We start from the raw sequence: 21,201 nt of genomic DNA, 5'->3' as shown, positions 1-21,201 counted from the left end.
CTGTCGAAAGTTATGCGATATGGTCCAAGCGGTGGCGGATATGCGGATGAGGCGGGCACAAGCCGTAGGTTGTACGATGTCTTTCGAGAGGAGCCGAACAAATGCACCCGGCGCTGGCGCCAATAAAAAAGGTTCTTCACGGATTTCCGGGGAAGGCAGCTTTGATCTTTAGGAAGAAAAATTCGCTGTCGCGGTAGCCGTAGGCCATGCGCTTCATGACCTTGATTCTGTTGTTGATTCCTTCTAGCTGGCCGGTATGCATCGGCCAGCGTACCCGCGCCACGATGCCGCGCCAGTAGGGTTTAAGCTTCCTGGCGAATTTTTGCAGCGGCTCGACGCCGCTTTCGTTTGCCATGCGCAGCCATGTTTGCCAAGCAGTTCGCCACTGCCAAGCGCCCTGCGCCGACCATAGTTCCTTCAACGCAGCCTTCATGATGTAGACGGTGCTCAGTGTCTGATTTGCTGCCAGTAGCTCGTCAAGGCTTGCCAGCTTTTCGGCCGGGATGTTGGCTCTGTTTCTTAACAGGAGCCAGCGAGCGCGCTTGACGACTTTACGCATTGGCAGATCATGCTTGAGCCGATTTGCCTCATCTACACGGACTCGATCAATCACCTCTCGGCCATATTTCGCAACCACGTGGAATAGGTCGTAGACGACGTGAGCCTGCGGACAGTGTTCCTTTACTTCGAGATCGAACGCCGTGTTCATGTCCATCGCAACAGCTTCGATTGCGCGGCAGCGTTCTGGTCCTAACCACTCAAAGAAAGGACGCAACGCTTCGCGGCTGCGTCCCTCGCCAACCCATAAAACACGCCGAGTGTCAGCGTCGAGCACTACCGTGGCATAGCGGTGCCCTTTATACAGAGCGAATTCATCCATGACCAAGCGGGTAGGCTGGGCATCTGGCAAGGCCGCAATCTGAGGTGTACTGTCAATAGCGGACACTCTTGTTTCAAACCGCCTGCAGCCGTTTGCTGAATTCCTCGGCAAACAACGCTGGCGCTACATTGCCAAGACGCGAGTGGCGTCGCTGGCGGTTATAAAAGCTTTCGATGTACTCCTGTATCGCGGCCTTCGCATCGGCGCGGGTTGCATATCGTTGATGGTGCACCAGCTCATTTTTCAGACTGCCCCAGAAGCTTTCCATAGGCGCGTTGTCGTAGCAGTTCCCCCTGCGCGACATGGACGGTTGCATGCCAAACTGCTTGACGAGCTTTTGATAGTCGTGAGCGCAATACTGGCTCCCACGGTCGGAGTGGTGAATCAATCCCGGCGCCGGGCGCTTGTTGCGCACGGCTTTCCAAAGGGCCTGTGCGGTCAGCGTTTGCGTCATGCGCGCACCCATCGAATAGCCCACCAGTTCGCATGTAAAGACGTCTTTGATGCCGGCCAGGTAGAGCCAGCCTTCGCCTGTGGCGACATACGTGATGTCGGTTACCCAGGCTTCGTTCGGGCGGGTTGGTGCGAAGGTCTGATTCAACAGATTCTCGGCCACCGGCAGCTCATGGTTCGAGTTGGTGGTGGCCTTGAATTTTCGCTTCTGCTTACAGCGCAGGGCAAGCTCACGTCGTAGCCGGACGATGCGGTCACGGCCAGCAGGAAAGCCTTGTGCGGCCAGTTCCGGCTGCATCCGAAGTGGCCCATATGTCTGCCGGCTCTGCGTATGAACCGCCTCGATGGCGACCTTCAGGCGCGCGTCCTCCTGCGCACGTTTCGACGGCTGCCCGTGAGTCCAAGCATAGAACCCGCTGCGCGACACGTCGAAGACGCGGCAGAGCGCGCTTAGTGAATATTCGAGTCGCAATGTCTTCATGACCGCGTACTTGGCAGCGACTCCCGCGCAAAGTACGCTGCCGCCTTTTTTACGATATCGCGCTCCATGCGGGCCTCAGCAAGCTCCTTGCGCAGCTTGGTAACTTCGGCCTCAAGTTCGGGCACGGAGCGGCTGCCGGGAGCCACTTTGGATGAGGTGCCACCCCTCGCTGCAGCTACCCAATTGGCCAAGGTTCCCTTGGGAATCATGAGCCGTAACGCCGCGTCCTCCAGCGTCAGACCCTGTGTCAGGACCAGTTTTACCGCTTCTTCACGAAGCTCCGGGGTGTATGATTTTGAGCGTGCCATAAGTTTCTCCAGTTGGTGAAGTCTACCAAACAGGAGTATCCGAAAAAGTCAGGGTACCCCAATCTGCGCTGCCAAGTTGGTACGCTCGATGCGTCGTACTGTGTCCCAGTGCAAGCCAGAGAGCTTGCAAACATGGGCCACTGGCAGTTTTTGGCACCATAGGCCCACGAACTCGGCCAGCCGTTGTGTCACCCGTGCATGACGGTCTAGCCACTTCACGCGCTCAGCTCGAGTCCCACATTCACTACAGCGAACACGCCGCAGACGCACCCGCAACCAGACCGGGTCGCCCAGCATTGGCATATCACGCACTACACGCCAGCCTGTTTCATGAATCTGCCAGCAGTTTGAATCGCAGCCCGAGCACACTAGTGGGGCCCTTGGGTCAGGAACCAACGTGATCCACGTTGCACCATTCTTGCGCTCGAGGTCAGACGCGAGAAAACCTTCCCAGAATGGAAGGCCGAGATTATTATCTTGCATGAAAGCGGTAAGTTGAGTTCAGTACTGTTGGTCGCACAACAAGTCTAACTCTTCTCTACCGCTTTCCTGTTTTTCGGCGCACCTTCCCGGAAATCCGTGAAGAACCATAAAAAAGCCCGCCGAAGCGGGCCACGGTCACGGCAGGCGCCGATCAGCGCTTGACGGAGCTGTCGTCGGCATTGCTTGGGTTGCTTGGCGTCGAGCCTGGGGTGCCGGTCGTCGAGGACGACGACGAGGTGCCGCTCTGGCCCGTGGTGCCGGAAGTGCCGGTGGCGCCGCTGCTCGAAGTGGTCGAGCCGCTCGTTGCGCTCGAGCCCATCGTGGAGGTGTCGCTGCTGCCGCTCGTGGTGTCGGTGGTGCTGCAGGCTGCCAGAGCCACGCAGAACGCGGCGGCGAACATCGTCTTCAGAATTGCCATGATATTTTCCTTTTGTAAGCGGGTTGAAACGATAAAGCCAGAGCGGCGATCGTATAGAAAATCGCAACAGCCCGGCGCGCGATTGGAATTTGACAAGCTTTCTGCCGCAAAAACGCAACATCGCTCAACGTCTCCCAATGGCATGCAACGGCGCCCGCCGAGCGGGCGTCGTGCCGCCGCGAGCCCGTGTACCATGAGACCACTTAATCGTGCGAACATTGACAGTGTCTTTTCCGCATGTCAGCATTAGTTTCTTGAAAACAACAGACGCTCACCGTGGAGCATGCTATGAGTGCACTCAGCTTTGACCAGCCCGACCTGGCGCAGCGCCTGGCAGCCGCCGGCGCCGAAGAACTCGACGCCGCCGAGTTCGGCATTATCGGGTTCGACGCCGATACCGTCGTACGCCAGTACAACCGCTTCGAATCGCAGGCCGCGGGGCTGTCGCCAGCGAGCGTGCTGAGCCTGCCGCTGTTTACGACGGTGGCGCCCTGCATGAACAACTACATGGTGGCCCAGCGCTTCGAGGACGCGGCGGCCGACGGCAGTGCGCTCGACGACACCATCGGCTACGTGCTGACGCTGCGCATGAAGCCCGTCAAGGTCCTGCTGCGCCTGCTGGCGCTGCCGGGCGCCCCCATGCGCTACGTGCTCGTGCAGCGCCGCCTGTGAGCGATCCGGCAGGCAGCCTCGCCGGCGAACACGAGGCACTGATGCAGTTCCTGTACCTGGCCCCGGTGGGCCTCGTGCAGGCCGACCCCGATGGGGAGATCGCCATGATCAACCCGGTCTCCGCGCAGTTGCTGATGCCGCTGTCGCGCGATGGCGGGCTGGGCAACCTGTTCACCGCGCTGCAGGACGTGGCACCGGAGCTGCGCACGCTGGCGGCGCAGTTCACGGCGCCCAGCGGCGTGATTTGCGACGGCCGCCATGTCCACCTGCACGGGGGCGGCGGCACGGGACCGCAGATCCTGGCGCTCTCGCTCGTCAAGCTGGACGGCAGCCGCCTGATGGCGGTGCTGAGCGACATCACGCTGCAGGTGCAGCGCGAGCGCCAGCTGCGCACCAGCGACACGTGGCTCAACACACTCCTGGCCGGCAGCAGCGACTACGCCCTGGCCAGCCTGGACGAACAGGGCCGCATCGAGCGCTGGCACGACAGCATCGGCCGCGTCACGGGCCACACACAAGGCGTGGTGGGCCAGCCGTTCACGCTGCTCCTGCCAGCCGATGCGGCGGGCCATGGGGAGGCGCGCCTGCGCGAGGCCGACAGTACCGGCTGGAGCAGCGCCGAGGGACCATGCCGGCGCGCCGACGGCAGCACGTTCCCGGGCAGCTCGATCGTCGCGCCCTTGCCGCCGGGCGAGGACAGCGGCGACGGCGCAGGCGCCTACTGCCTGGTGCTGCGCGACCTGAGCGCCTGCCGCGAAAGCGCCACGGCGGCGCACGTCGCGCTGCTGACCGACCCGTTGACGGGCGTCGGCAACCGCCGCGCGTTTTTCGAGGCGGCGCGGCTGGAGCTGGGGCGGCAGGGACAGGCGTCGCACCCGGCGGCGATCGTCCTGCTGGTTGCGGACCACTGCGCCGAAGTGGCCCAACGCTACGGCGCGGCCGCGGGCGATGCCGTGTTGTGCGCGCTGGCGCAGGCGCTGCGCACGGCGTTCCGCCACGTCGACGTCGTTGCCCGCATCCAGGGGGATCGCTTCGCCGTGCTGTTGCCGGACACGGACGCCGCCACCGCGGGCCAGGTCGCCGAGCGGCTGCGCGCCACGGTGCAGCAGGAGGCCGTCGAAGTGGACGGCCGCACGATGCGCTATACCGTCAGTGCCGGGGTAACCGCGCTGGACGGGCGCGCCGGCGGCATCGAACAAGTGGTGGCCCGTGCCGAGGCGGCGCTGGAGTACGCCATCGCCCAGGGCCGCAACCGCGTGGTCATGGGCGGGAACTCGGGAGAAAATCCGGAAAGGGTTGCGGGAGGGGATGCCGATGGCCGTTGACGACAGCGCATATGAAGCCTTGATGCAGTTCCTGTACCGAACGCCCATCGGGCTGGTGCAGACGACGCTGGACGGCACGATCGAGATGCTCAATCCGATGTCGTCGCAGCTCCTGATGCCGCTGGCACAGGACGGCATGCTGGAGAACCTGTTCACGGTGCTCGAGCGCGTCGCGCCGCAATTGCGCGCGATGGTGGCCACCTTCGCGCACCCCTCCGGCGTGGTTTGCGAAGGCCTGCGCCTGGACGTGGACGGCAGCGGGGGCGCCCAGGTACTGTCGCTCAACATCCTGAAGGTCGACGAGGCGCGGCTGATGGCGGCGGTCTCGGATATCACGCTGGAGACGCAGCGCGAGCAGGAGCGGCTGGCGAACCGGCTCTCCAGCGCGGCGCGCACGGATGCGCTCACGCGCATGCCCAATCGCAGCGCCGTGCTGGAGCAGTTGCGCCTGATCCAGGGCCGCGAGCAGGGCGGCGACGACGGCAACGGCTTCGCCGTGCTGTTCATGAACTGCGACCGCTTCCGCCAGGTCAACGACGCGCTGGGCCAGCGGGCCGGCGACCAGTTGCTGGTCATGATCGCGGACCGCATCCGCAACGTACTGCGGCCGCCCACGGACCGGATCGGGGCGCACGGCGGCCAGCTGGCGGCCCGGGTCGGCGGCGACGAGTTCATCGTCGTGCTGGACGGCCTGCGCCGGCCGGAGGACGCGGAGAGCGTGGCAGCCCGCCTGATCAACGCGGTCGGCCGCGGCTACACGGTGCAGGGACACGACGTGGTGTGCAGCGTCAGCGTCGGCATCGCGTGGGGCGGCGCACCGCCGCAGGAGCCCGACGAACTGCTGCGCGATGCCAGCATAGCCATGGTGGAAGCCAAGCGCGCCGGCGGCAGCCGTCACGTGCGCTTTGCCCAGGCCATGCGCGAGCGTGCGGCGCGGCGCAGCGATATCGAGGCGGACCTGCGCCTGGCGCTGCAGGAGGAGCAGCTGTTCGTGGTGTACCAGCCCGTGGTGGCACTGCGTGCCGATGGCTCGACCGATTATGCGGCCGGTGTCGAGGCCCTGGTGCGCTGGCAGCATCCGGTGCGGGGCGTGGTGCCGCCGTTCGAATTCATCGGCATCGCGGAGGAGTGCGGCCTGATCGGCGCGCTGGGCGACTTCGTGCTGCAGCGCGCCTGCACCGACTTCCAGGCGTGGCGCCGGGCGCTGGGCGAGGCGGCGCCGCGCTTGCTGGCCGTGAACCTGTCGCGTGCCCAGCTGGGCCAGGCCGGCTGGAGCGAAACCGTCGCCCGCATCCTGGCGGAGACGGGTGTCGACGCGCGCCAGCTGCAGCTGGAGGTGACGGAAAGCCTGGCCGCCCAGGATGCCCAGATCCAGCAGCGCCTGCACGAACTGAAGGCCCTCGGCATCACGCTGGCGCTGGATGATTTCGGCACCGGCTATTCGTCGCTGGCCAGCCTGCACCTGCTGCCGGTCGATACCGTCAAGATCGACCGCTCGTTCGTCAGCCAGAGCGAAAGCAGCGAGCATCACCGCGTGCTGATCGAAGCCGCCGTCAAGGTGGCGCAGAGCCTGGGCATGAGCACCGTCGCGGAAGGCATCGAGACGACCGCGCAGGCCGAGGTGGTGCGCGCGCTGCGTTGCGACAAGGGGCAGGGCTACCTGTACAGCAAGCCGCTGACGTCGGACGCCTTGCTCACCTGGCTCGCCACGCACCGCACCAGCGGCTGATGGCGCCGCGCGGCAGGTTGGTGCGTGCGTGCGGCGCGCGCAGGAAGTCCTGCAGCACCGTGTCGTACAGGGCCAGCGCATCGCCGTAGCGGCGCTGGCGCATCGCTTGCGGCGCCAGCAGGAAGCGCAGCGCGAAGTAGTCGGCCAGCAGGTCGCCCTGCGCCTCCATGTTGAAGTCGCACAGGCGCTTGTGCGGCGCCAGCTCGTAGGCATACGGCAGGCCGATGCGCAGCGCCCCGCGCCACTTGACCGGATAGCCCAGCTGGTGCTGCCACACGTGCGTCATCTCGTGCATGAACCACAGCAGGCGCCAGGCGTGCTCGCGCGCGAAGTCCGGGCTGAAGTCGGCGCGGTCGAACCAGATCTCGCCGTTCGGCGCGACGGCCATATGGCGCCGCTGCAGGCCGAACCAGAAATAGCTGCCGCCGTGCACGCGCACGCGCTCATAGTCGATCGACGCGCCGAACAGGCGGCGGCACCAGTGGATTTCGCCGCCCGTCAGCGGCCGCGTTGCAATGGCGATAATGACTCCTGTCTGACAAAACCAACAAACTGCCGGGCTGGGCCCCTTGTGCGCGCCTTGTGCGCTCATTCGTGCGGCGCGCCCTGCTCGCGGGGCTAGAATCGAAACTCGGCCTTCTCCGGAGAACACGATGCTTGCCCGCCTCACGCTGCCCCAGAAGTTCCTGCTGCTCGGCGCCATTGCGCTAGTGATGATCGCGATCCCCACCTGGCTCTACCTGCGCGAAGCCAACCAGGCCATGACGACGTACGAGGCCGAACAGCGCGGCCTGCCGGCCGTGGTGCGGGTCCTGCAGACCGTCAAGCTGACGCAGCAGCACCGCGGATTATCCGCCATCGCGTTGAATGGCGGCGGCACGGAAGCCACCCGCGCGGCGCGGCAGGAAGTGGACGCCGCGTTCGGCGAGCTCGATGCCGTCGTCGGGGCGGCGGACGATGCCGATGTGACGGTGCTGTGGCGCGACGCCCGGCGCGACTGGGAGACCGTGCGCGACGCCGTGGCCGCGCGGCGCATCGGCGCCGCCGACAGTTTCGCCACCCACACGGCCGTCATCGGCCGCCTGCTGCGCATCCAGGAACTGGTGGGCGACCATTACGGGCTGAGCCTCGACCCGCACGCCGATTCCTACCAGCTGCTGCAGGCGATGTATTTCCAGATGCCCGCGTTGACGGAGGAGCTGGGCAAGCTGCGTGCCCGCGGCGCCGTGCTGTTGACCCGCAAGGAAGGCAGCCAGGACGAGCGCTTCGTCGTAGCCCAGCTGGTGGCCCGCGCCGAGGACCGGCTGGGGCAGATGCGCAACGCCTTCGAGAAGTCGGCGCGTGCCAATCCGGACGTGGCGCGCGACCTGGCGCCGCTGATGCAGGCGGCGGCCGGCGCAACGCAGGCGCTGACCCAGCGCGCGCAGCAGGAGATCGTAAAGGCGGCCGAGCTGGCGGCATCGCCCGACGAGTTTTTCGGCGCGGCCACGCAAACCATCGACGCCCTGTACGCGTTGAACGAGGCGGCCAGCAAGTTCGCGGGCGACCAGTTGGGCGAACGGGTCGACGCGTTCCAGCGTGACCGCATCCTCATGCTGCTGACGCAGGGCGCGCTGCTGGCCGGTGCCGCCTGGACCGGCGTGCTGGTGGCCCGCTCGGTGACGCGGCCGATGTACCTGGCGGTGGACGTGGCGCAGCGCGTTGCCGGCGGCAACCTGGTCAACGATTTCGACGTGGGCCCGCCGACCGAGGTGGGGCAGCTGTTGCGGGCATTGCGCGAGATGAGCGAAAGCCTGGGGCGCATCGTCGGCGAAGTGCGCGGCAGCGTCGATACGATCAGCGCCGCCACGCACGATATCGCCACCGGCAACGCGGACCTGTCGTCGCGCATCGAATCGCAAGCCTCCAGCCTGGAAGAGACGGCATCGTCGATGGAACAGCTGACGGCCACCGTGCGGCAGAACGTGGAGCATGCGCGGCGCGCCAACGCGCTGGTGCAGGAGGCCACCACGGCGGCCGGCAGCGGCAGCGAGGTGGTGCAGCGTGTCGTGACGACGATGCGCGAGATCGACGCCAGCTCGCGCCGCATCGTGGACATCATTTCCGTCATCGACGCCATCGCGTTCCAGACCAATATCCTGGCGCTCAACGCCGCCGTCGAGGCGGCGCGCGCGGGCGAGCAGGGGCGCGGCTTCGCCGTCGTCGCCAGCGAGGTGCGTACGCTGGCGCAGCGTTCCGCCACGGCGGCCAGGGAAATCAAGGAGTTGATCGACCACAGCGTGGCCAAGGTCAGCCAGGGCAACGAGCTGGCCGGTGGCGCCGGCACGGCCATGGCGCAGATCCTCGACAGCGTGCGCCGCGTGGCGGGCCTGATGCAGGACATCGCGCTGGCGTCGAGTGAACAGAGCGCCGGCATCGAACAGGTCAACCAGGCCGTGACGCAGATGGACGACGCCACGCAGCACAACGCGGCACTGGTGGAGCAGACGGCGGCCGCGTCGGCCAGCCTGGAGGAACAGGCCACCGCGCTGGTGCGGGCGGTGAGTATCTTTACGGTGGCTGCCCCTGGGGGCAGGCACGTGTCTCAGGAAGCTGCTGGGACAGGCACCCATCCCAGGGCGTTACCGCCCTGAGATGGGTGCCTGTCCCCGGTGTTTTCCGCTTTTATCCAGCAGCGCCGATGAACGCGGCGATGGCGCGGTTGACGTCGTCCGCGTGCGTGATCGGCGCCATGTGCCCGCCTGGCGTACGGCGGATCGCGGCGCGCGGCAGGGCGGCGGCCAGCTCCTCGGCCACCGTGCGGGTGGACATCGGGCCGTGCGCGCCGAACAGCACCAGGGTCGGGATGTCGAGCGTGGCCAGGTCGGCCAAGGTGGTCGGCTCGGCCAGCAGCGCGACGAAATCTAGCTTCACCTTGGCGATCTGCGCGATGAAGCGTTCCTGTACCGGCGCCGGCAGCGCATCGAAGGCACCGGCACCGTTCCAGTAATCGATGAAGACGCGGGTGGCGTCGCGCGGCGTCGCGGCCGCGTCGATGCGGGCGATCACGTCGGCGATGTCGACGCGGGCCAGGTTATCGGCCGGCAGCAGGTGGAACGCGACCGGCTCGAACAATGTCAGCGACAGCACGCGACCGCTGTCGGCCAGCCGGCGCGCCAGGCGCAGCGCGGTGGCGCCGCCGTACGAATGGCCGACCAGGTGGAACGGTTCGCCGGCGTCCAGCTGATCTTCCAGCGCCGTCAGCACGGCAGCGACTTCATGCTCGAGCGAAAAGGCCTGCTGCGCGGCGGCGTCGGGGAACGGCGCCTTGCCATAGCCCAGCAGGTCGAGAGCGATGCAGCGCAGCCCCGTGTCCGGCCCCGCAGCCAGCGCATGCCACTGGCTGCGCGAACTCATCGAACTGTGCAGGAGGACACAGGCAGGGCGCCCGACAGGTGCGGAAGAGGTATCGATCATGGCTGGGCTCGGTAAGGAAAGGCGCAATTATAACGGTCTCATCCATACGAAAGGCGTCAGGAACTGTCGCGCTTTTGTCGGGGATTGGTCAAATATTGCGCCGGCCCGACCGGCCGGGCCGGATCGATGTCAGGTAGCGCTAACTGCGCGGCGGCGCCGGGCCAGCGCGGCAATGCCGGCCAGCCCCGCTACCAGCATGAGCGGAAGGACCATGGATGAGCTGAAACGGCTGCGCGGAGCAATGTGCGCGCACACTCGGCGTGCGAGCCGCATGGCGCCGGCACTGCCATGCCGGCGGGTGGACTCGCTGTACAGACTTTGTTTGGCGGGGCGTTGTCGCTGCCGAGCGACACCTCAGCGCAGCGAAGCCGTTCGCTCGCTCAGTTCGAGGTTGAGCTTGGCGGCTTTCAACGTGGCGACGTCGATTTTCGGTGCCACGCTTGCGGGCGGCTTGCGGTTCCATTGGCTGCGGTCGAACTCGGCCGGCGGCAGCGTATAGTACTCCTTGACGACGACGCGGCGCGGTGCCTCGTCCGCAGGCGCGGCCTCGATGTCGGTCGGCACGCTCGTCAAGTCGGCCGGTGCGGCAGGGGGCGCCGTGTCGGCCGCCACGCTCTGCACCACGGCGCACGGTTTATCCGACAGCAGCAAGGTACCGTTGCTGTCGACGCACTTGTAGAGTTGATCGTTGGCGAACGCCCCCGAGCCGGCCAGCGCGGCCAGGCACAGGGTGGCGGAAATGGCTGAGCGTAGCATGATGCACCTCCTCTTTGAAACGATGGCGCCAGTGTGCGCGCCCGCCATGTCCGGGTCTGTTCGGCATCTCACGATCGGGCGGAGGACCAGTCCTACAGCGCGGTCGGCTATTTACCCGGCAGCGTCGCCTTGACGTCCGCCACGCCCGGGATCGGCAGCGTGGGGCGCGCGAACTTGCCCTTCAGGTCGTCCACGCCCGACTGCGGTTTCGCCAGCGCACGCAGGTCGGCGCGGTCGCGCCGCTTGGCCGCCGTGTCGGTGCCCAGCTTGCGGTCGCGCTTCTGCTCCAGTCCCGGCAACGCTTCGCCGTCGCGGTTGAACGACCAGGCCAGTTTCGCTTCACCCAGCGGCAGCGCTTCGCCCGTATGGCCCTCGTGGCCCGTGTTCCACGTATGCCAGGTCTTGCCGTAGCTGTTCATCTTCGACTTCATCAGCGACTTCTCGGCCGCCTCGGGGATGCCCGGCGCGACCAGCTGGCCGGACAGGATTTCACCATTGTGCGGATGCCAGAACTTGCGCTCGGCCTCGGGCAGCAGCGCGAAGGCCTTCTCCGAAATGATGTATTCGATGCCGTTCATATTGGCGTCGGCGGTGTTGCCGTCGAACAGGATGCACTGCGCGAAATCCTCGTTGCGCTGGTGGCAGTAGTGGTGCGCTTCCATTTGCAGCTCGGGTGCATCCTTCATCGGATGGAAGCCGACGAGGTAGATGTCGAAGCCGCGCATCGGCGCCGCGCCTTGCAGCACCTTGGCACCCACTTCGAGTACCTGGGTCTTGGTGGACTTGGGCGCGCCGGCCGGGCCGACCGAAGGTGGCGAGTCGCGCTGGGCCAGGACAGGGATGGCGGCGCACAGCAGTGTGGCGCCGACGATGCGAGTCAGGGTCGTTTTTTGCATGGTACCTCCAGTAGCACAGGGGCGCCCATGCTACCGCTGCCGCCGCCGGCGCGGCGCTCAGAATGCGTCGCGCTCGCGCAGCAACCGCTTCCAGGCCGGGATCGCGGCCTGCCAGAACGCGGGCAGCGAATCGGCAGTCACCGCCAGGCCGAGGAAGCGGGCCGCCGGCAGCAGCGCGTGCGCCAGCAGGTCGGCCGTGCCGGCGCCGTTGTCGAAGGCCTGTGCGCCGGTCTGTTTCGACAGCTTCTCGCCGTCGTCGTTCAGCACGACGGGCACGTGCAGGTAGCGCGGATGGGGCAATCCCAGCAGCTCCTGCAAATACAGCTGGCGTGGCGTGGAGTCGAGCAGGTCGGCGCCGCGGACGATGTCGGTGATGCCCTGGGCGCCATCGTCGACGACGACGGCCAGTTGATAGGCCCAGAAGCCGTCGGCGCGGCGCACGACGAAATCGCCCACCTCGTGCGTGATGTCCTGTTCGACCCGGCCATGCCAGCGGTCCTGGAAACCGACCACGTGCGCCGGCTCGACGGGCGTGCGCAGCCGCAGCGCGCGCGCCACCTTGCCCGGTGCGAGGCCGGCGCGGCATGTGCCAGGGTAGACGAGGCTGGCGTTGGCGCCGTGCTGCGCGGCGAGCCGGGTCTGCGAATCGGCGATCTCGCGGCGCGAACAGCCGCACGGGTAAACGCTGTCGGCCAGTTGCGCGAGCGCCGCGTCGTACAACGCGGTGCGCTGGGTCTGCCACGTGACGTCGCCATCCCACTGCATCCCGCAACGCTGCAGCGAGGCGAGGATGTGCCGGTCCGCGCCGGCCACGTTGCGGTCGCCATCCACGTCCTCGATGCGCACCAGCCACTGGCCCCCGTGGGCCTTGGCGTCCAGGTAGCTGGCCATGGCCGCGACGAGGGAGCCCAGGTGCAGGGGGCCGGTGGGGAGGGGGCGAAACGGCCGATGTAGGAAGCTGGCGCTGTCATGCGCGAGAGTATGGGCGAGCGGGCGCCGGCGCGTCAACATCGCAACGGGGCGTGAGCAGCATTGCGTCGAGCAAGGCCTGCATCGCTGGCTGGACCTTCAGCGCCAATTCTTGCGGCAGCGTAGTGCGTGTCGTCGACACACTATACAATGCCCGCGCGGCCAACCCGCCGCTCCCGAGACAACCGCACACGGACAACAACATCATGCACAACCCGATCCCGACCGCGCGCACGCTGGCCATGAGCCTGGCGCTGGCGCTGGCATTGCCTGCTTTCGCAGCCCCGAAATCCCTGCCGCAGGTGCAGGAAGCGCCGCTGCGCGCCCACCTGGCGTTCCTGTCCAGCGACCTGCTGGAAGGACGCGGTACCGGCCAGCGCGGCGGCGACCTGACCGTCGCCTACCTGGAGAACCAGGCCATGGCGGCCGGCCTGAAGCCGGTGCGCGACGGCAGCTACCGCCAGCTGGTGAAGATCGCCGGTGTCAAGGCGCTGCCTGATACCTCGACGCTGCATGTCGCCGTCAACGGCGCGAAGCAGCCGCTGGCCTTCGGCAAGGACTGGGTGTGGGGCACCGGCGACGCGCAGGCGCGCCACGAGCTGGATGCACCGCTGGTGTTCGTCGGCTACGGCATCGCCGCGCCGGAAGAGGGCTGGGACGACTACAAGGACCAGGACGTGAAGGGCAAGATCGTCGTCATGATGGTCAACGATCCCGCCCCGAGCGCCGAAGCACCGGAACGCTTCGGCGGCAAGGCGCTGACGTACTACGGCCGCTGGACGTACAAGTTCGAGGAAGCGCGGCGGCGGGGCGCAGCCGGCGCCTTGCTGATCCACACGGACGCCTCGGCATCCTATGGCTGGAGCGTGATCCAGAACAGCTGGAGCGGGGTGGAGCGCTTCCAGTTGGCGCAGGGCGCGCCAGGGACGCCGATGCAGGGCTGGATCGGCAACGACGCGGCCGTGGCACTGTTCAAGGCCGCGGGCCAGGACCTGGACGCGCTGCGCGCGGCCGCCGAGCGCAAGGACTTCCGGCCGGTCGCGCTGCAGGCGAAGCTGGCCGGCACGCTGCAGGCGGCCGTGCGCACCGTGGACCAGTACAACGTGGCCGGCATCGTGCCCGGGACCGATCCGAAACTGAAGGACGAAGTCGTCATCTACAGCGCGCACTGGGACCACCTGGGCAAGCAGGGCGACGACAAGGACGGCAAGGACACCATCTACAACGGCGCCGTCGACAACGCATCGGGCACCGCCGCGCTGCTGGCGATGGCGCAGGAAGCCGTCAAGGCACCGGCCAAGCGCAGCCAGATGTTCCTGTGGGTAGCGGCGGAAGAGCAGGGCCTGCTGGGCAGCGCCGCATATGCCACGGACCCCTTGTGGCCGTTGGCGAAGACCGCCGCCAACCTGAACCTGGACAGCCTGAACTGGATCGGCACGGCGCGCGACATCGGCACGCAGGGCAGCGAGCGCACGGACCTGGGCCGCATGGCCGCGGCGACCGCCAAGGCCATGAACCTGCGCATCGCCGACGCCCGGCCCGACCTGGCCGGCGGCTACTTCCGCAGCGATCACTTCAGCTTTGCCAAGGCCGGCGTGCCCGCGTTCTCGATCGAGGGCGGGCGCGACTATGTGGGCGACAAGGAAGCGGCGGCGGCCGAGCGCAAGGCCTACGGCGCGCGCTACCACCAGGTGGGCGACGAGTACGACCCGAAGTGGGACCTGGCCGGCATGACGCAGCAGGCGCAGTTCACGCTGAACCTGGGCCGCATGGTGGCCGATGCGCCGAAGATGCCGGCATGGCGGGCCGGCGATCCGTTCGGCAAGGCGCGCAAATAGGGCTGGCAAACAAGGCTGGCAGCCAGGCCTTGCCCGAGGTCGGCAAGGGTCAGTCCCCGCACGGGGACTGACCCTGAAGTTGGCCAGCGTTTCGGCGGACTGCACCGAACTCCAGGGTCTGTCCCTATGCAGGGACAGACCCTCGCCGCCGCTGCCATACACCATGGGGGCTAGCGTAGGCCCAGCGCCCGCTCCCGCACCGCTGCCACCGCCTTCGGCAAGCTGCGCTTGCTCATCATCTCGACGATCCAGCCGAAGCCGAATGGCACCGGACCCGGGTCGGCGTACACGCGGTAGCGCACCAGCGAGCCGTCGCCGTCCGCCAGCGCGGAAAATTCCCAGTAGCCCGTGGTGTCGGCGATCGTTTGCCCCGGTTGCAGGTCCGCGCGCGGCACCAGCTGCCAGGCGAGCCGGCAGCTGTCGGCGCTGCTGGCCGGCTCCAGCCGCAGCCGGTACTGCTTGACCTGGCCCAGCGGCAGGTCCAGCGTCATGTCCACCAGGACGTAGCCGGGGCCGGCGCCCACGGGCACCGCGCTGCGTGTGTTCGGCATGAATGCGCCATAGCTGGCGTAATCCTGCACGACGCGGCACAGCCGCTCGGGCGGCGCGTCGATCGTCGTCGTCGCCGTGAACGTGCGTCCCGGCGCGCGGTCCGGTTCCTCGATGACGTCGATGGGTGCGGCCAGGGCGCGCGTGGCGCACAGCCACCCCGCCAGGATGCAGGCGTGTCGCATGGATACTCCTCAGGGTCGCAGGGCCAGCGTGATCGTCGTGCCGGTCAGGTCGAGGCCCTTCATCGTGATGCTGCCGAAGCTGGGGCCGGCCGGGTCGGCAGCGCGGATACGAATGTTCGACAGGCGCAGTTCACCGATCGTCGTGGGCAGGGCCAGCGTGATGGAACCGTCCGCATTCATCTTCGTGACGGCGTTGGCCGGGTCGAACGCCACTCCACGCAACGCCAGGTCCGATTCCAGGAAACCCAGCAGCGGATTGACCAGCCTGGCCATGTCGACGATGACGTCGGCGCCATGGCCGCGCAGTTGCTGGCGGATGTGGCGCACCAGGTCTTCCTGCAGGCCCTGGCCGCCGACGTCGTCCAGCTCCTTGTCGTCGAGGGGACGCAGCGCGGGCGTCGACGCCACCGCGGCTGCCGTGGCGACAGGCGGCGTCGCCAGCGCCTGCAGAGGTGCCAGCAGTGCGCCGATGAACGCGGCCGTCGTGCGCAACCGGCGCTGGCGGTGCAGCACCTCCTGCACGTGCTGGTGCGTGATCAGGTTCCATTCGGCCAGGATCTCGCCCAGCAGCTCGCCCGTGCCGCGCTGGTGCGCGATGGCGCGTGCCAGCTGCTCCTCGGTGATCAGGCGCTGGCGGACCAGCAGCTCGCCGAACAGCGCCCGTGGACCGCCCTGGTGTCGTTCAGGTGCCATCGCAGCTGTCTCCCTTGACTGGCGCGTGCCGTTCGCCATGGTGGGCCAGGTCCGATGGCGTGGTGCCGAACCAGCGCTTGCAGGCCCGGTAGAACGCGCTGGGTTCGGAAAACCCCAGCTGGAAGCTGAGCATCTTGAGTGATTGGTCGCCGCTTTCGAGCGAGCGGCGCGCCAGTTCGCGGCGGGTCTCGTCCACCAGGGCCGAAAAGCTGGTGCCTTCCTCGGCCAGGCGGCGTTGCAGGGTGCGCTCGCTCATCATCAGCCGGGCGGCGACTGCATCGCGATGCGGCGGGCCCTTGGGCAGCATGGTCGCGACGATGTCCTGCACGCGTGCGCTGAAGCGCGGCAGCTGGGCGCGCGCCAGGCTGGCCAGCACTGGCCGGGCGTCGCCGGCGGCCGGCATGCGCGCTTCCGGCAGCGCGGCCACCAGGTCGGCATCGGCGAATTCCATCACGTTGTAGGGACGGTTGAAATGCACGGGGCAGCCGAATGTCTCCTCGTAATAGCAGGCGTTGGCCGGTTCCGGGAACGCATATTCGACCTGCACGGGGGTGGCGTCGTCGCGCCCGGCCGCGCTGCGCAGGGTACGCAGCAGCACGCACCAGACGAAGTCGTAGCGCTGCAGCGGCACCGCGCGGCGCGCGCCGGGCAGCAGGATACCTACGCGGGTATGGCCGTGGCAGCGCTCGATCGTGCTTTGCACCGTGGGCGAGACCAGCATGATGTGGCCCATGACGCCCAGCCAGCCGAGCCGGTGTGGCGTCGAGACCTTCAGGCCGATCAGCGGGTCGCCCGACTGCGCCACGACCAGCTCCCACAGGTGGCTGAGGCGGTCGGACAGGGTCAGTGCGTCGCAGGCGAGACCTTCTTCGGTCAGGCCGGCCTGTTCGAACAAGGCGTCGGCCGCGACGCCGGAGTGCGTGAGGCGCGACTTCACGCCGCGCACCAGATGCAGGGCGGAGGAATAGGGCATGGCAGCCTCGCCGCTCAGGGCGTCACCGCCGCACGCAGGCGCAGGCCGATGCGCTCCTGCAGGCCCTTGAGCTTCGGATCGATGACGGCGCGGGTGTCGGCCGCCACGCTCTCGCCCAGCTTCTTCTGCAATTCCGGCACCATCGCCTCGAACTTCTTCTTCACGGGCGACTCCAGGATCGCCACCATCTGCTTCAGCTCTTCCTCGGTGAAGCGCTCGGCCAGCAGCGGCGCCACCGTGGTGGGAATGAGCTTGTCGGCGCTGGCGCGGGCGATCGGCGTCGTCTCCTCCATGAACTTGCGCGCTTCGCCCACGATATCGGCCATCGCCGCGTCGCGCTTCTCCGGCGCGGCGCGGCCTTGCAGCATCGCTCTAGCCTGCTGCACGGCGTCGCCGACGGGCGCCTGCAGCATCGACTGGCCGATGGTGTCGATCTGCCACAGCTGCAGCACGCGGTTGACGAGGGCCTGCTTGGCCGGCGGGATGGCGTCGGCCGCATGCGCGGCGCCGGCAACGAGCGTGCTTGCGACCATGATGGTGACGGCGAATCGTTTCATGAAGTCTCCTCAGAATCGGTGGGTGAAGCTGAGACCGGCGTAGCGGACCTTGATGTCGCCTGCCACGTCCAGTCCCGCATAGGGGTTGTAGATCACGTTCAGGAACTTGTTGCAGTTCATATTGCAGTCGGTATTCGCGGGCGTCTCGAACTTGCCGGCCATGTACGACGCGGTCAGGCTGATGTCGCTGTGCGGCGAAAACTTGTAGTTCAGGCCAACGCTGTACAGCTTCGTGTCCGGCAGCGGCGCGATCAGGTCGATCTTGTCGGCCGGGATGGAGCTCTTGCGTGGCTCGTAGCCCAGGCGCAGCGCCAGCTTCTCGGTGGGAAACAGCTGCAGCCCGAAGCCGTAGTTGACGAGGCTCTTGTAGCCGCGCGGGATCTTCAGCTTCGTCGAATCGGCGATACCGTACAGCCGCGCCACCTCGAGCAGCTTGACGCTCTGGTCGAACTCGAAAGTCAGCGCGTTCCAGTCGTCCCACTTGGCGATGCTCGCATCCACGTTGAGCTGGACGTAGCGAATGGGGCGCAGCTTGATGCCCACCTGCAGGTGGGCCGGAAACGGGATCGTGGCGGACAGGTTGCCCTTCTGGACCTCGGGGATGGACTGGGGCAGGCCCAATACCGCGCCGGCCACGGGACCGAACAGGCTGGAGTTCAGCCCCTTGACGAAGTTGCGCAGCATCGGCTGCGTGTTGAACTCGTACCTGCCGGTGTAGCGTGTCTTCGAGCCGCCCTGGTAGACGGCGCCCAGCGCGAACCACGGCCGCGGCTCCCACAGCACGCCCACGTTCAGGGTGGGGTCGAACGGCGCGGTCATCTGCAGCCGCATCGAGGCCGCGTGCTTGAACGGCGTGACCATGCCCTCCCTGCCGCCGCCGCACAGGCCGAAGCCGAACGTGTCGATGACGTTGCCGCCGCTCTCCGGGCACCAGCCCTCCTGCAGCTTGCCGAACACGCCCAGCAGCTCGTTGGGGAAGCGCATGTGCGTGTCGACGATGAAGGCGGAATGCGCGATCGGCACGGAGACGCCGAACCGCAGCGTGTCCGAGTACTTCCAGCCGATCGACGGCGCCGCATAGACGAGGCGCTGCAGCTGGATCTGGCGGCCGTCGAAGCGGGCCGGATCGTTCGGGTCGGTGGTGCGGTCGATGCTGATCGCCTGCGACATGTAGCTGTTGGTGGCGAACGTGAAATTCGAGCCCGGCTTGTTGAACGCCATGCCGAGGCCGGGGATGATGACGCCGGGCAGGCGCCAGCCGGGCATGCCGTAGCCGGGCACGTACATCGCCTGGCGTACGGGACCCGTGCGCTGGCCGGCGACGGGGTCATCGGTCCAGCCGCCCACCTCGAAACCGGCCGGCTTGTGGAACGCGGCGCCGGTGCGGATGGAGGCGCCGAACGCCGAGTAGATCTTGCTGTCGCCCGTCAGCCGCGCCAGGCCGGCGGGATTGAAGTGGATCGAATCGATGCCCGGCGGATCGGCGGTGACGGCATTCCCCAGCGCCATCGCGGTGACGCTGGTCGTCAGGTTTTCCACCAGCGCGGCCAGTGCGGACTGCGCCGGCAGGGCGGTCGCCAGCGCGGCGACGAGGAGGCGGACGGTCGGCTGCATGGTGGTCCCGTCAGAACGCCAGCGGCAGGTTCAGGCCCACCGACAGGTTCGGCGAGTCGTTCGTCAGGCCAATGCCCACCGACAGGTTGACGGTGGTCTTCGGCGACACGCGGTAGCCCAGGCCCAGGTTGACGATGGCCGACGTCTGCGTGCTGGTCTTTACTTCCAGGCCGTCCTCGAAGCGCAGTTTCGAGCCGGCCGAAATCGCTTCCTGGAACGACAGCGTCGTCGAGATCCCGTACGACAGTGCATAGGCGAAGCCGATGCCGAAGCCGAACGACGTGCCGGGCTTCACGCGCGTCAGCACGCGCGTGCCGTTGATCTGGTGCAGGTCGTTGGCGGCGGCGCTGACCGTCATGTTGACGGAGCCGAACAGTGCGACCGGGTCGACGATGCGATTCACGTTCAGGCCGGCGCTGATGGCGGTCACGCCGCTGCCGGTCGCCTCGCCGCTGCCGGCGATCACCTTGAACGGGCTGCGTCCGGACGGCAGCCGCACGTTGCCGGTGACGGTGAAGTTCGGGCGGTCGCGACGCGCTTCCAGCGGCTGCCAGCGCGCGCCCACATTGATGTCGCCCAGGGAGTTGGACAGGCCCGAGTGCTTGGGCGAATCCGTGTACTTCGAGATCACGGGGAAGGTCACGTTGGCGGTCAGGTTGTTCAGCACGCCGTAGTCGGCCGACAGCGTGTTGGTGATCGAGTGCGAGTTGGTGTTCTCGATGTCGAACAATGTCAGGCCGTCGGCCGTGTAGTCGGTGACGATGCGTTCCTGGCCGATGTAGGTATAGGTCGCGTCGTAGGTGAACTGCGAGCGGCCCTTGCGGATCAGCGAGTACTGCTTGTCGACGGCCGTCAGCGTTTCCTTCAGCAGCGCGGTCTGGTCGCCTTCGCCTTCTTTCTTGGCCAGCGCTTCGCGCGCGGCGTCGCTGCTGGCGGGGACCTGGGTAGTTTGCTTTGCGCCGGCGGGCATGGCGGCCAGCAGGGCGATGGCGGAGGCTGCGGCAAGGGCGGCAGCAGGCACGGTCTTCAGGATCATGGACTTTCCTTTGCGGGACGGGACGGAAAACGGTGGGGCGGAGGGCTCGGCTAGCGGCTGTGCATCCAGGTGCCGGAGGCGCCCGAGTTGACGGCACGCTGCAGCAGGTGCGCGGCGTGGTTCAGGGCGTCGAGCCGGCCACCGTTGGTGACGCGGTCCATGTCGACGACGCCCAATTCGTTGTCGCTCAAGGCCAGTCGGGCCGGGACCTGCTTGCCCGCTTGGGGGGAGAGGATGAACAAGGTGTTCTTGTCCCACAGGTCGGCGAATTGTTCGACGGAGAAGGCGATGTTGCCGGCGGATGGATCGGCGATGTAGACGACGCCGTCGCGGATGCCGCGCAGGACGACGAAGTGCTTGGCGCCCGCGTAGTCGATCGGCACGATGGCCGGTTCCGTCAAGGTCAGGAGATCCTTTACCTCCGCGCGATAGCCGGCGCCGTTGACACCGAGGGAGGCGACATAGCGCTTCATGTCCAGCAGCGAGAAGCCGCGGCGCTCGACGATCTTTTCCTTCTCGCCCTTCTCCAGCATGCCTTCCATCGCCTGCTGCTCGGTGACGGACAGCCCCAGGTGGTACGTCAGGATCGTCACCAACGCCGCGGACCCGCAGCTGTAGTCGTAGGCCTGGCGCACGATGTGGCGGTACTTCAGTTCCGAGAACGGTTCCAGGCGGACGTCCTGCGTGTAGCTGCCGCCGCCCAGCATCGTCTGCGGCATCTCGAACTGGCCGCGGGGGCGTTCCTGCACCTCGTGGCGCGACAGCAGTCCGGCGCCCCCGATGGCCACCGCCAATACGCTCATCAGGAGCATCAGCATGGCGGCCTCCGTCGCGGCGGGCGCGCGTGCAGCAAGGAAGAGGGGAAAGCGGCAGGCAAAGCTTCGCCCGGGGGCGTCTTGCGCCCCATTGTCAACGTGCCCATGACGTCTC

At 67.2% G+C, this 21,201-nt stretch carries 19 protein-coding genes and 2 pseudogenes; 5 read left to right on the top strand and 16 right to left on the bottom strand.

Annotated elements, in window-relative coordinates:
* Window positions 1-136: 136 nt before the first annotated feature.
* The 4 genes and pseudogenes from PX653_RS14510 to PX653_RS14495 form a co-directional block, all read right to left on the bottom strand.
* A pseudogene (locus PX653_RS14510) lies at window positions 137-907 on the bottom strand (ISL3 family transposase); the annotation flags it as partial.
* A gap of 46 nt (window positions 908-953) precedes the next feature.
* Window positions 954-2,122 (bottom strand): IS3 family transposase gene (locus PX653_RS14505; protein WP_371876332.1). Its coding sequence is split into 2 segments (ribosomal slippage): window positions 954-1,867 and window positions 1,867-2,122, totalling 1,170 coding nucleotides; the frame shifts between segments, so codons are not numbered across the junction.
* Between the two features lie 48 nt (window positions 2,123-2,170).
* On the bottom strand, window positions 2,171-2,605 hold the full coding sequence (locus PX653_RS14500) for a helix-turn-helix domain-containing protein (protein WP_277413485.1): 435 nt from the start codon (window positions 2,603-2,605) through the stop codon (window positions 2,171-2,173).
* A gap of 151 nt (window positions 2,606-2,756) precedes the next feature.
* The gene (locus PX653_RS14495; protein WP_277413484.1) at window positions 2,757-3,023 is read right to left on the bottom strand and encodes a hypothetical protein; all 267 of its coding nucleotides are present in this window, start codon (window positions 3,021-3,023) and stop codon (window positions 2,757-2,759) included.
* 288 nt (window positions 3,024-3,311) lie between these two features.
* Between PX653_RS14495 and PX653_RS14490 the strand changes: the two genes are divergently transcribed.
* Genes PX653_RS14490 through PX653_RS14480 form a run of 3 tightly spaced genes read left to right on the top strand, consistent with a single transcriptional unit; the run spans window position 3,312 to window position 6,749 of the window.
* Window positions 3,312-3,695, top strand: a complete 384-nt coding sequence (locus PX653_RS14490) for a phosphonate transporter (RefSeq protein ID WP_277413483.1) — start codon at window positions 3,312-3,314, stop codon at window positions 3,693-3,695.
* Window positions 3,692-5,020, top strand: a complete 1,329-nt coding sequence (locus PX653_RS14485) for a sensor domain-containing diguanylate cyclase (protein WP_277413482.1) — start codon at window positions 3,692-3,694, stop codon at window positions 5,018-5,020. The genes PX653_RS14490 and PX653_RS14485 overlap by 4 nt, the downstream gene beginning before the upstream one ends.
* Window positions 5,010-6,749: a putative bifunctional diguanylate cyclase/phosphodiesterase gene (locus PX653_RS14480; RefSeq protein ID WP_277413481.1), complete on the top strand. Its 1,740-nt coding sequence runs from the start codon at window positions 5,010-5,012 to the stop codon at window positions 6,747-6,749. The genes PX653_RS14485 and PX653_RS14480 overlap by 11 nt, the downstream gene beginning before the upstream one ends.
* Here PX653_RS14480 and PX653_RS14475 read toward each other — a convergent pair.
* Complete coding sequence (locus tag PX653_RS14475) at window positions 6,715-7,341, bottom strand: Rhs element Vgr protein (RefSeq protein WP_277413480.1); 627 nt, start codon at window positions 7,339-7,341, stop codon at window positions 6,715-6,717. The genes PX653_RS14480 and PX653_RS14475 overlap by 35 nt on opposite strands.
* Window positions 7,342-7,402: 61 nt before the next feature.
* Between PX653_RS14475 and PX653_RS14470 the strand changes: the two genes are divergently transcribed.
* A complete protein-coding gene (locus tag PX653_RS14470) occupies window positions 7,403-9,382 on the top strand; it encodes a methyl-accepting chemotaxis protein (protein ID WP_277413479.1) in 1,980 nt (659 codons plus the stop codon).
* A 31-nt stretch (window positions 9,383-9,413) separates the two neighbouring features.
* On the opposite strand, the gene PX653_RS14465 is transcribed toward PX653_RS14470, so the two are convergent.
* The 4 genes and pseudogenes from PX653_RS14465 to gluQRS form a co-directional block, all read right to left on the bottom strand.
* Window positions 9,414-10,205, bottom strand: a complete 792-nt coding sequence (locus PX653_RS14465; RefSeq protein ID WP_277413478.1) for an alpha/beta fold hydrolase — start codon at window positions 10,203-10,205, stop codon at window positions 9,414-9,416.
* Between the two features lie 354 nt (window positions 10,206-10,559).
* A complete protein-coding gene (locus PX653_RS14460; protein WP_277413477.1) occupies window positions 10,560-10,961 on the bottom strand; it encodes a DUF4124 domain-containing protein in 402 nt (133 codons plus the stop codon).
* Between the two features lie 107 nt (window positions 10,962-11,068).
* The gene (locus tag PX653_RS14455; RefSeq protein ID WP_277413476.1) at window positions 11,069-11,857 is read right to left on the bottom strand and encodes an OBAP family protein; all 789 of its coding nucleotides are present in this window, start codon (window positions 11,855-11,857) and stop codon (window positions 11,069-11,071) included.
* Between the two features lie 57 nt (window positions 11,858-11,914).
* A pseudogene (gluQRS, locus tag PX653_RS14450) lies at window positions 11,915-12,828 on the bottom strand (tRNA glutamyl-Q(34) synthetase GluQRS).
* Window positions 12,829-13,032: 204 nt separating this feature from the next.
* Between gluQRS and PX653_RS14445 the strand changes: the two are divergent.
* A complete protein-coding gene (locus PX653_RS14445; protein WP_277413474.1) occupies window positions 13,033-14,664 on the top strand; it encodes a M28 family peptidase in 1,632 nt (543 codons plus the stop codon).
* Between the two features lie 170 nt (window positions 14,665-14,834).
* Here the strand turns inward: PX653_RS14445 and PX653_RS14440 are convergent, their stop codons facing one another.
* Genes PX653_RS14440 through PX653_RS14410 form a run of 7 tightly spaced genes read right to left on the bottom strand, consistent with a single transcriptional unit; the run spans window position 14,835 to window position 21,089 of the window.
* Window positions 14,835-15,398, bottom strand: coding sequence for an SRPBCC family protein (locus tag PX653_RS14440; RefSeq protein ID WP_277413473.1), 564 nt, complete (start codon window positions 15,396-15,398; stop codon window positions 14,835-14,837).
* A 9-nt stretch (window positions 15,399-15,407) separates the two neighbouring features.
* Window positions 15,408-16,091, bottom strand: a complete 684-nt coding sequence (locus PX653_RS14435) for a cyclic di-GMP-binding domain-containing protein, MshE-related (RefSeq protein ID WP_277413472.1) — start codon at window positions 16,089-16,091, stop codon at window positions 15,408-15,410.
* Window positions 16,081-17,064 (bottom strand): AraC family transcriptional regulator, encoded by a 984-nt coding sequence (locus PX653_RS14430; protein WP_277413471.1) that lies wholly within the window; start codon window positions 17,062-17,064, stop codon window positions 16,081-16,083. The genes PX653_RS14435 and PX653_RS14430 overlap by 11 nt, the downstream gene beginning before the upstream one ends.
* Before the next feature lie 14 nt (window positions 17,065-17,078).
* Window positions 17,079-17,621: a DUF2059 domain-containing protein gene (locus PX653_RS14425; protein WP_277413470.1), complete on the bottom strand. Its 543-nt coding sequence runs from the start codon at window positions 17,619-17,621 to the stop codon at window positions 17,079-17,081.
* Between the two features lie 9 nt (window positions 17,622-17,630).
* Entirely contained in the window at window positions 17,631-19,235 is a 1,605-nt protein-coding gene (locus tag PX653_RS14420; protein ID WP_277413469.1) for an OmpP1/FadL family transporter, read from the bottom strand.
* Between the two features lie 10 nt (window positions 19,236-19,245).
* Window positions 19,246-20,271: a transporter gene (locus tag PX653_RS14415; protein ID WP_277413468.1), complete on the bottom strand. Its 1,026-nt coding sequence runs from the start codon at window positions 20,269-20,271 to the stop codon at window positions 19,246-19,248.
* A gap of 50 nt (window positions 20,272-20,321) precedes the next feature.
* Window positions 20,322-21,089: a C39 family peptidase gene (locus tag PX653_RS14410; RefSeq protein ID WP_277413467.1), complete on the bottom strand. Its 768-nt coding sequence runs from the start codon at window positions 21,087-21,089 to the stop codon at window positions 20,322-20,324.
* Between the last annotated feature and the right edge of the window lie 112 nt (window positions 21,090-21,201).

This window comes from Pseudoduganella chitinolytica (assembly GCF_029028125.1).
GTDB classification, from domain to species: domain Bacteria; phylum Pseudomonadota; class Gammaproteobacteria; order Burkholderiales; family Burkholderiaceae_D; genus Rugamonas; species Rugamonas chitinolytica.
Note: the sequence above shows the minus strand (reverse complement) of the source record. Positions and strands in the feature narration are given on the sequence as shown.

What these genes read in the sequence shown, in the direction of transcription:
- PX653_RS14500 (WP_277413485.1), bottom strand. Translation starts at nt 2,605, where the DNA reads ATGCAAGATAATAATCTCGGCCTTCCATTCTGGGAAGGTTTTCTCGCG.
- PX653_RS14495 (WP_277413484.1), bottom strand. Translation starts at nt 3,023, where the DNA reads ATGGCAATTCTGAAGACGATGTTCGCCGCCGCGTTCTGCGTGGCTCTG.
- PX653_RS14490 (WP_277413483.1), top strand. Translation starts at nt 3,312, where the DNA reads ATGAGTGCACTCAGCTTTGACCAGCCCGACCTGGCGCAGCGCCTGGCA.
- PX653_RS14480 (WP_277413481.1), top strand. Translation starts at nt 5,010, where the DNA reads ATGGCCGTTGACGACAGCGCATATGAAGCCTTGATGCAGTTCCTGTAC.
- PX653_RS14475 (WP_277413480.1), bottom strand. Translation starts at nt 7,341, where the DNA reads ATGAGCGCACAAGGCGCGCACAAGGGGCCCAGCCCGGCAGTTTGTTGG.
- PX653_RS14470 (WP_277413479.1), top strand. Translation starts at nt 7,403, where the DNA reads ATGCTTGCCCGCCTCACGCTGCCCCAGAAGTTCCTGCTGCTCGGCGCC.
- PX653_RS14465 (WP_277413478.1), bottom strand. Translation starts at nt 10,205, where the DNA reads ATGATCGATACCTCTTCCGCACCTGTCGGGCGCCCTGCCTGTGTCCTC.
- PX653_RS14460 (WP_277413477.1), bottom strand. Translation starts at nt 10,961, where the DNA reads ATGCTACGCTCAGCCATTTCCGCCACCCTGTGCCTGGCCGCGCTGGCC.
- PX653_RS14455 (WP_277413476.1), bottom strand. Translation starts at nt 11,857, where the DNA reads ATGCAAAAAACGACCCTGACTCGCATCGTCGGCGCCACACTGCTGTGC.
- PX653_RS14445 (WP_277413474.1), top strand. Translation starts at nt 13,033, where the DNA reads ATGCACAACCCGATCCCGACCGCGCGCACGCTGGCCATGAGCCTGGCG.
- PX653_RS14440 (WP_277413473.1), bottom strand. Translation starts at nt 15,398, where the DNA reads ATGCGACACGCCTGCATCCTGGCGGGGTGGCTGTGCGCCACGCGCGCC.
- PX653_RS14435 (WP_277413472.1), bottom strand. Translation starts at nt 16,091, where the DNA reads ATGGCACCTGAACGACACCAGGGCGGTCCACGGGCGCTGTTCGGCGAG.
- PX653_RS14430 (WP_277413471.1), bottom strand. Translation starts at nt 17,064, where the DNA reads ATGCCCTATTCCTCCGCCCTGCATCTGGTGCGCGGCGTGAAGTCGCGC.
- PX653_RS14425 (WP_277413470.1), bottom strand. Translation starts at nt 17,621, where the DNA reads ATGAAACGATTCGCCGTCACCATCATGGTCGCAAGCACGCTCGTTGCC.
- PX653_RS14420 (WP_277413469.1), bottom strand. Translation starts at nt 19,235, where the DNA reads ATGCAGCCGACCGTCCGCCTCCTCGTCGCCGCGCTGGCGACCGCCCTG.
- PX653_RS14415 (WP_277413468.1), bottom strand. Translation starts at nt 20,271, where the DNA reads ATGATCCTGAAGACCGTGCCTGCTGCCGCCCTTGCCGCAGCCTCCGCC.
- PX653_RS14410 (WP_277413467.1), bottom strand. Translation starts at nt 21,089, where the DNA reads ATGCTGATGCTCCTGATGAGCGTATTGGCGGTGGCCATCGGGGGCGCC.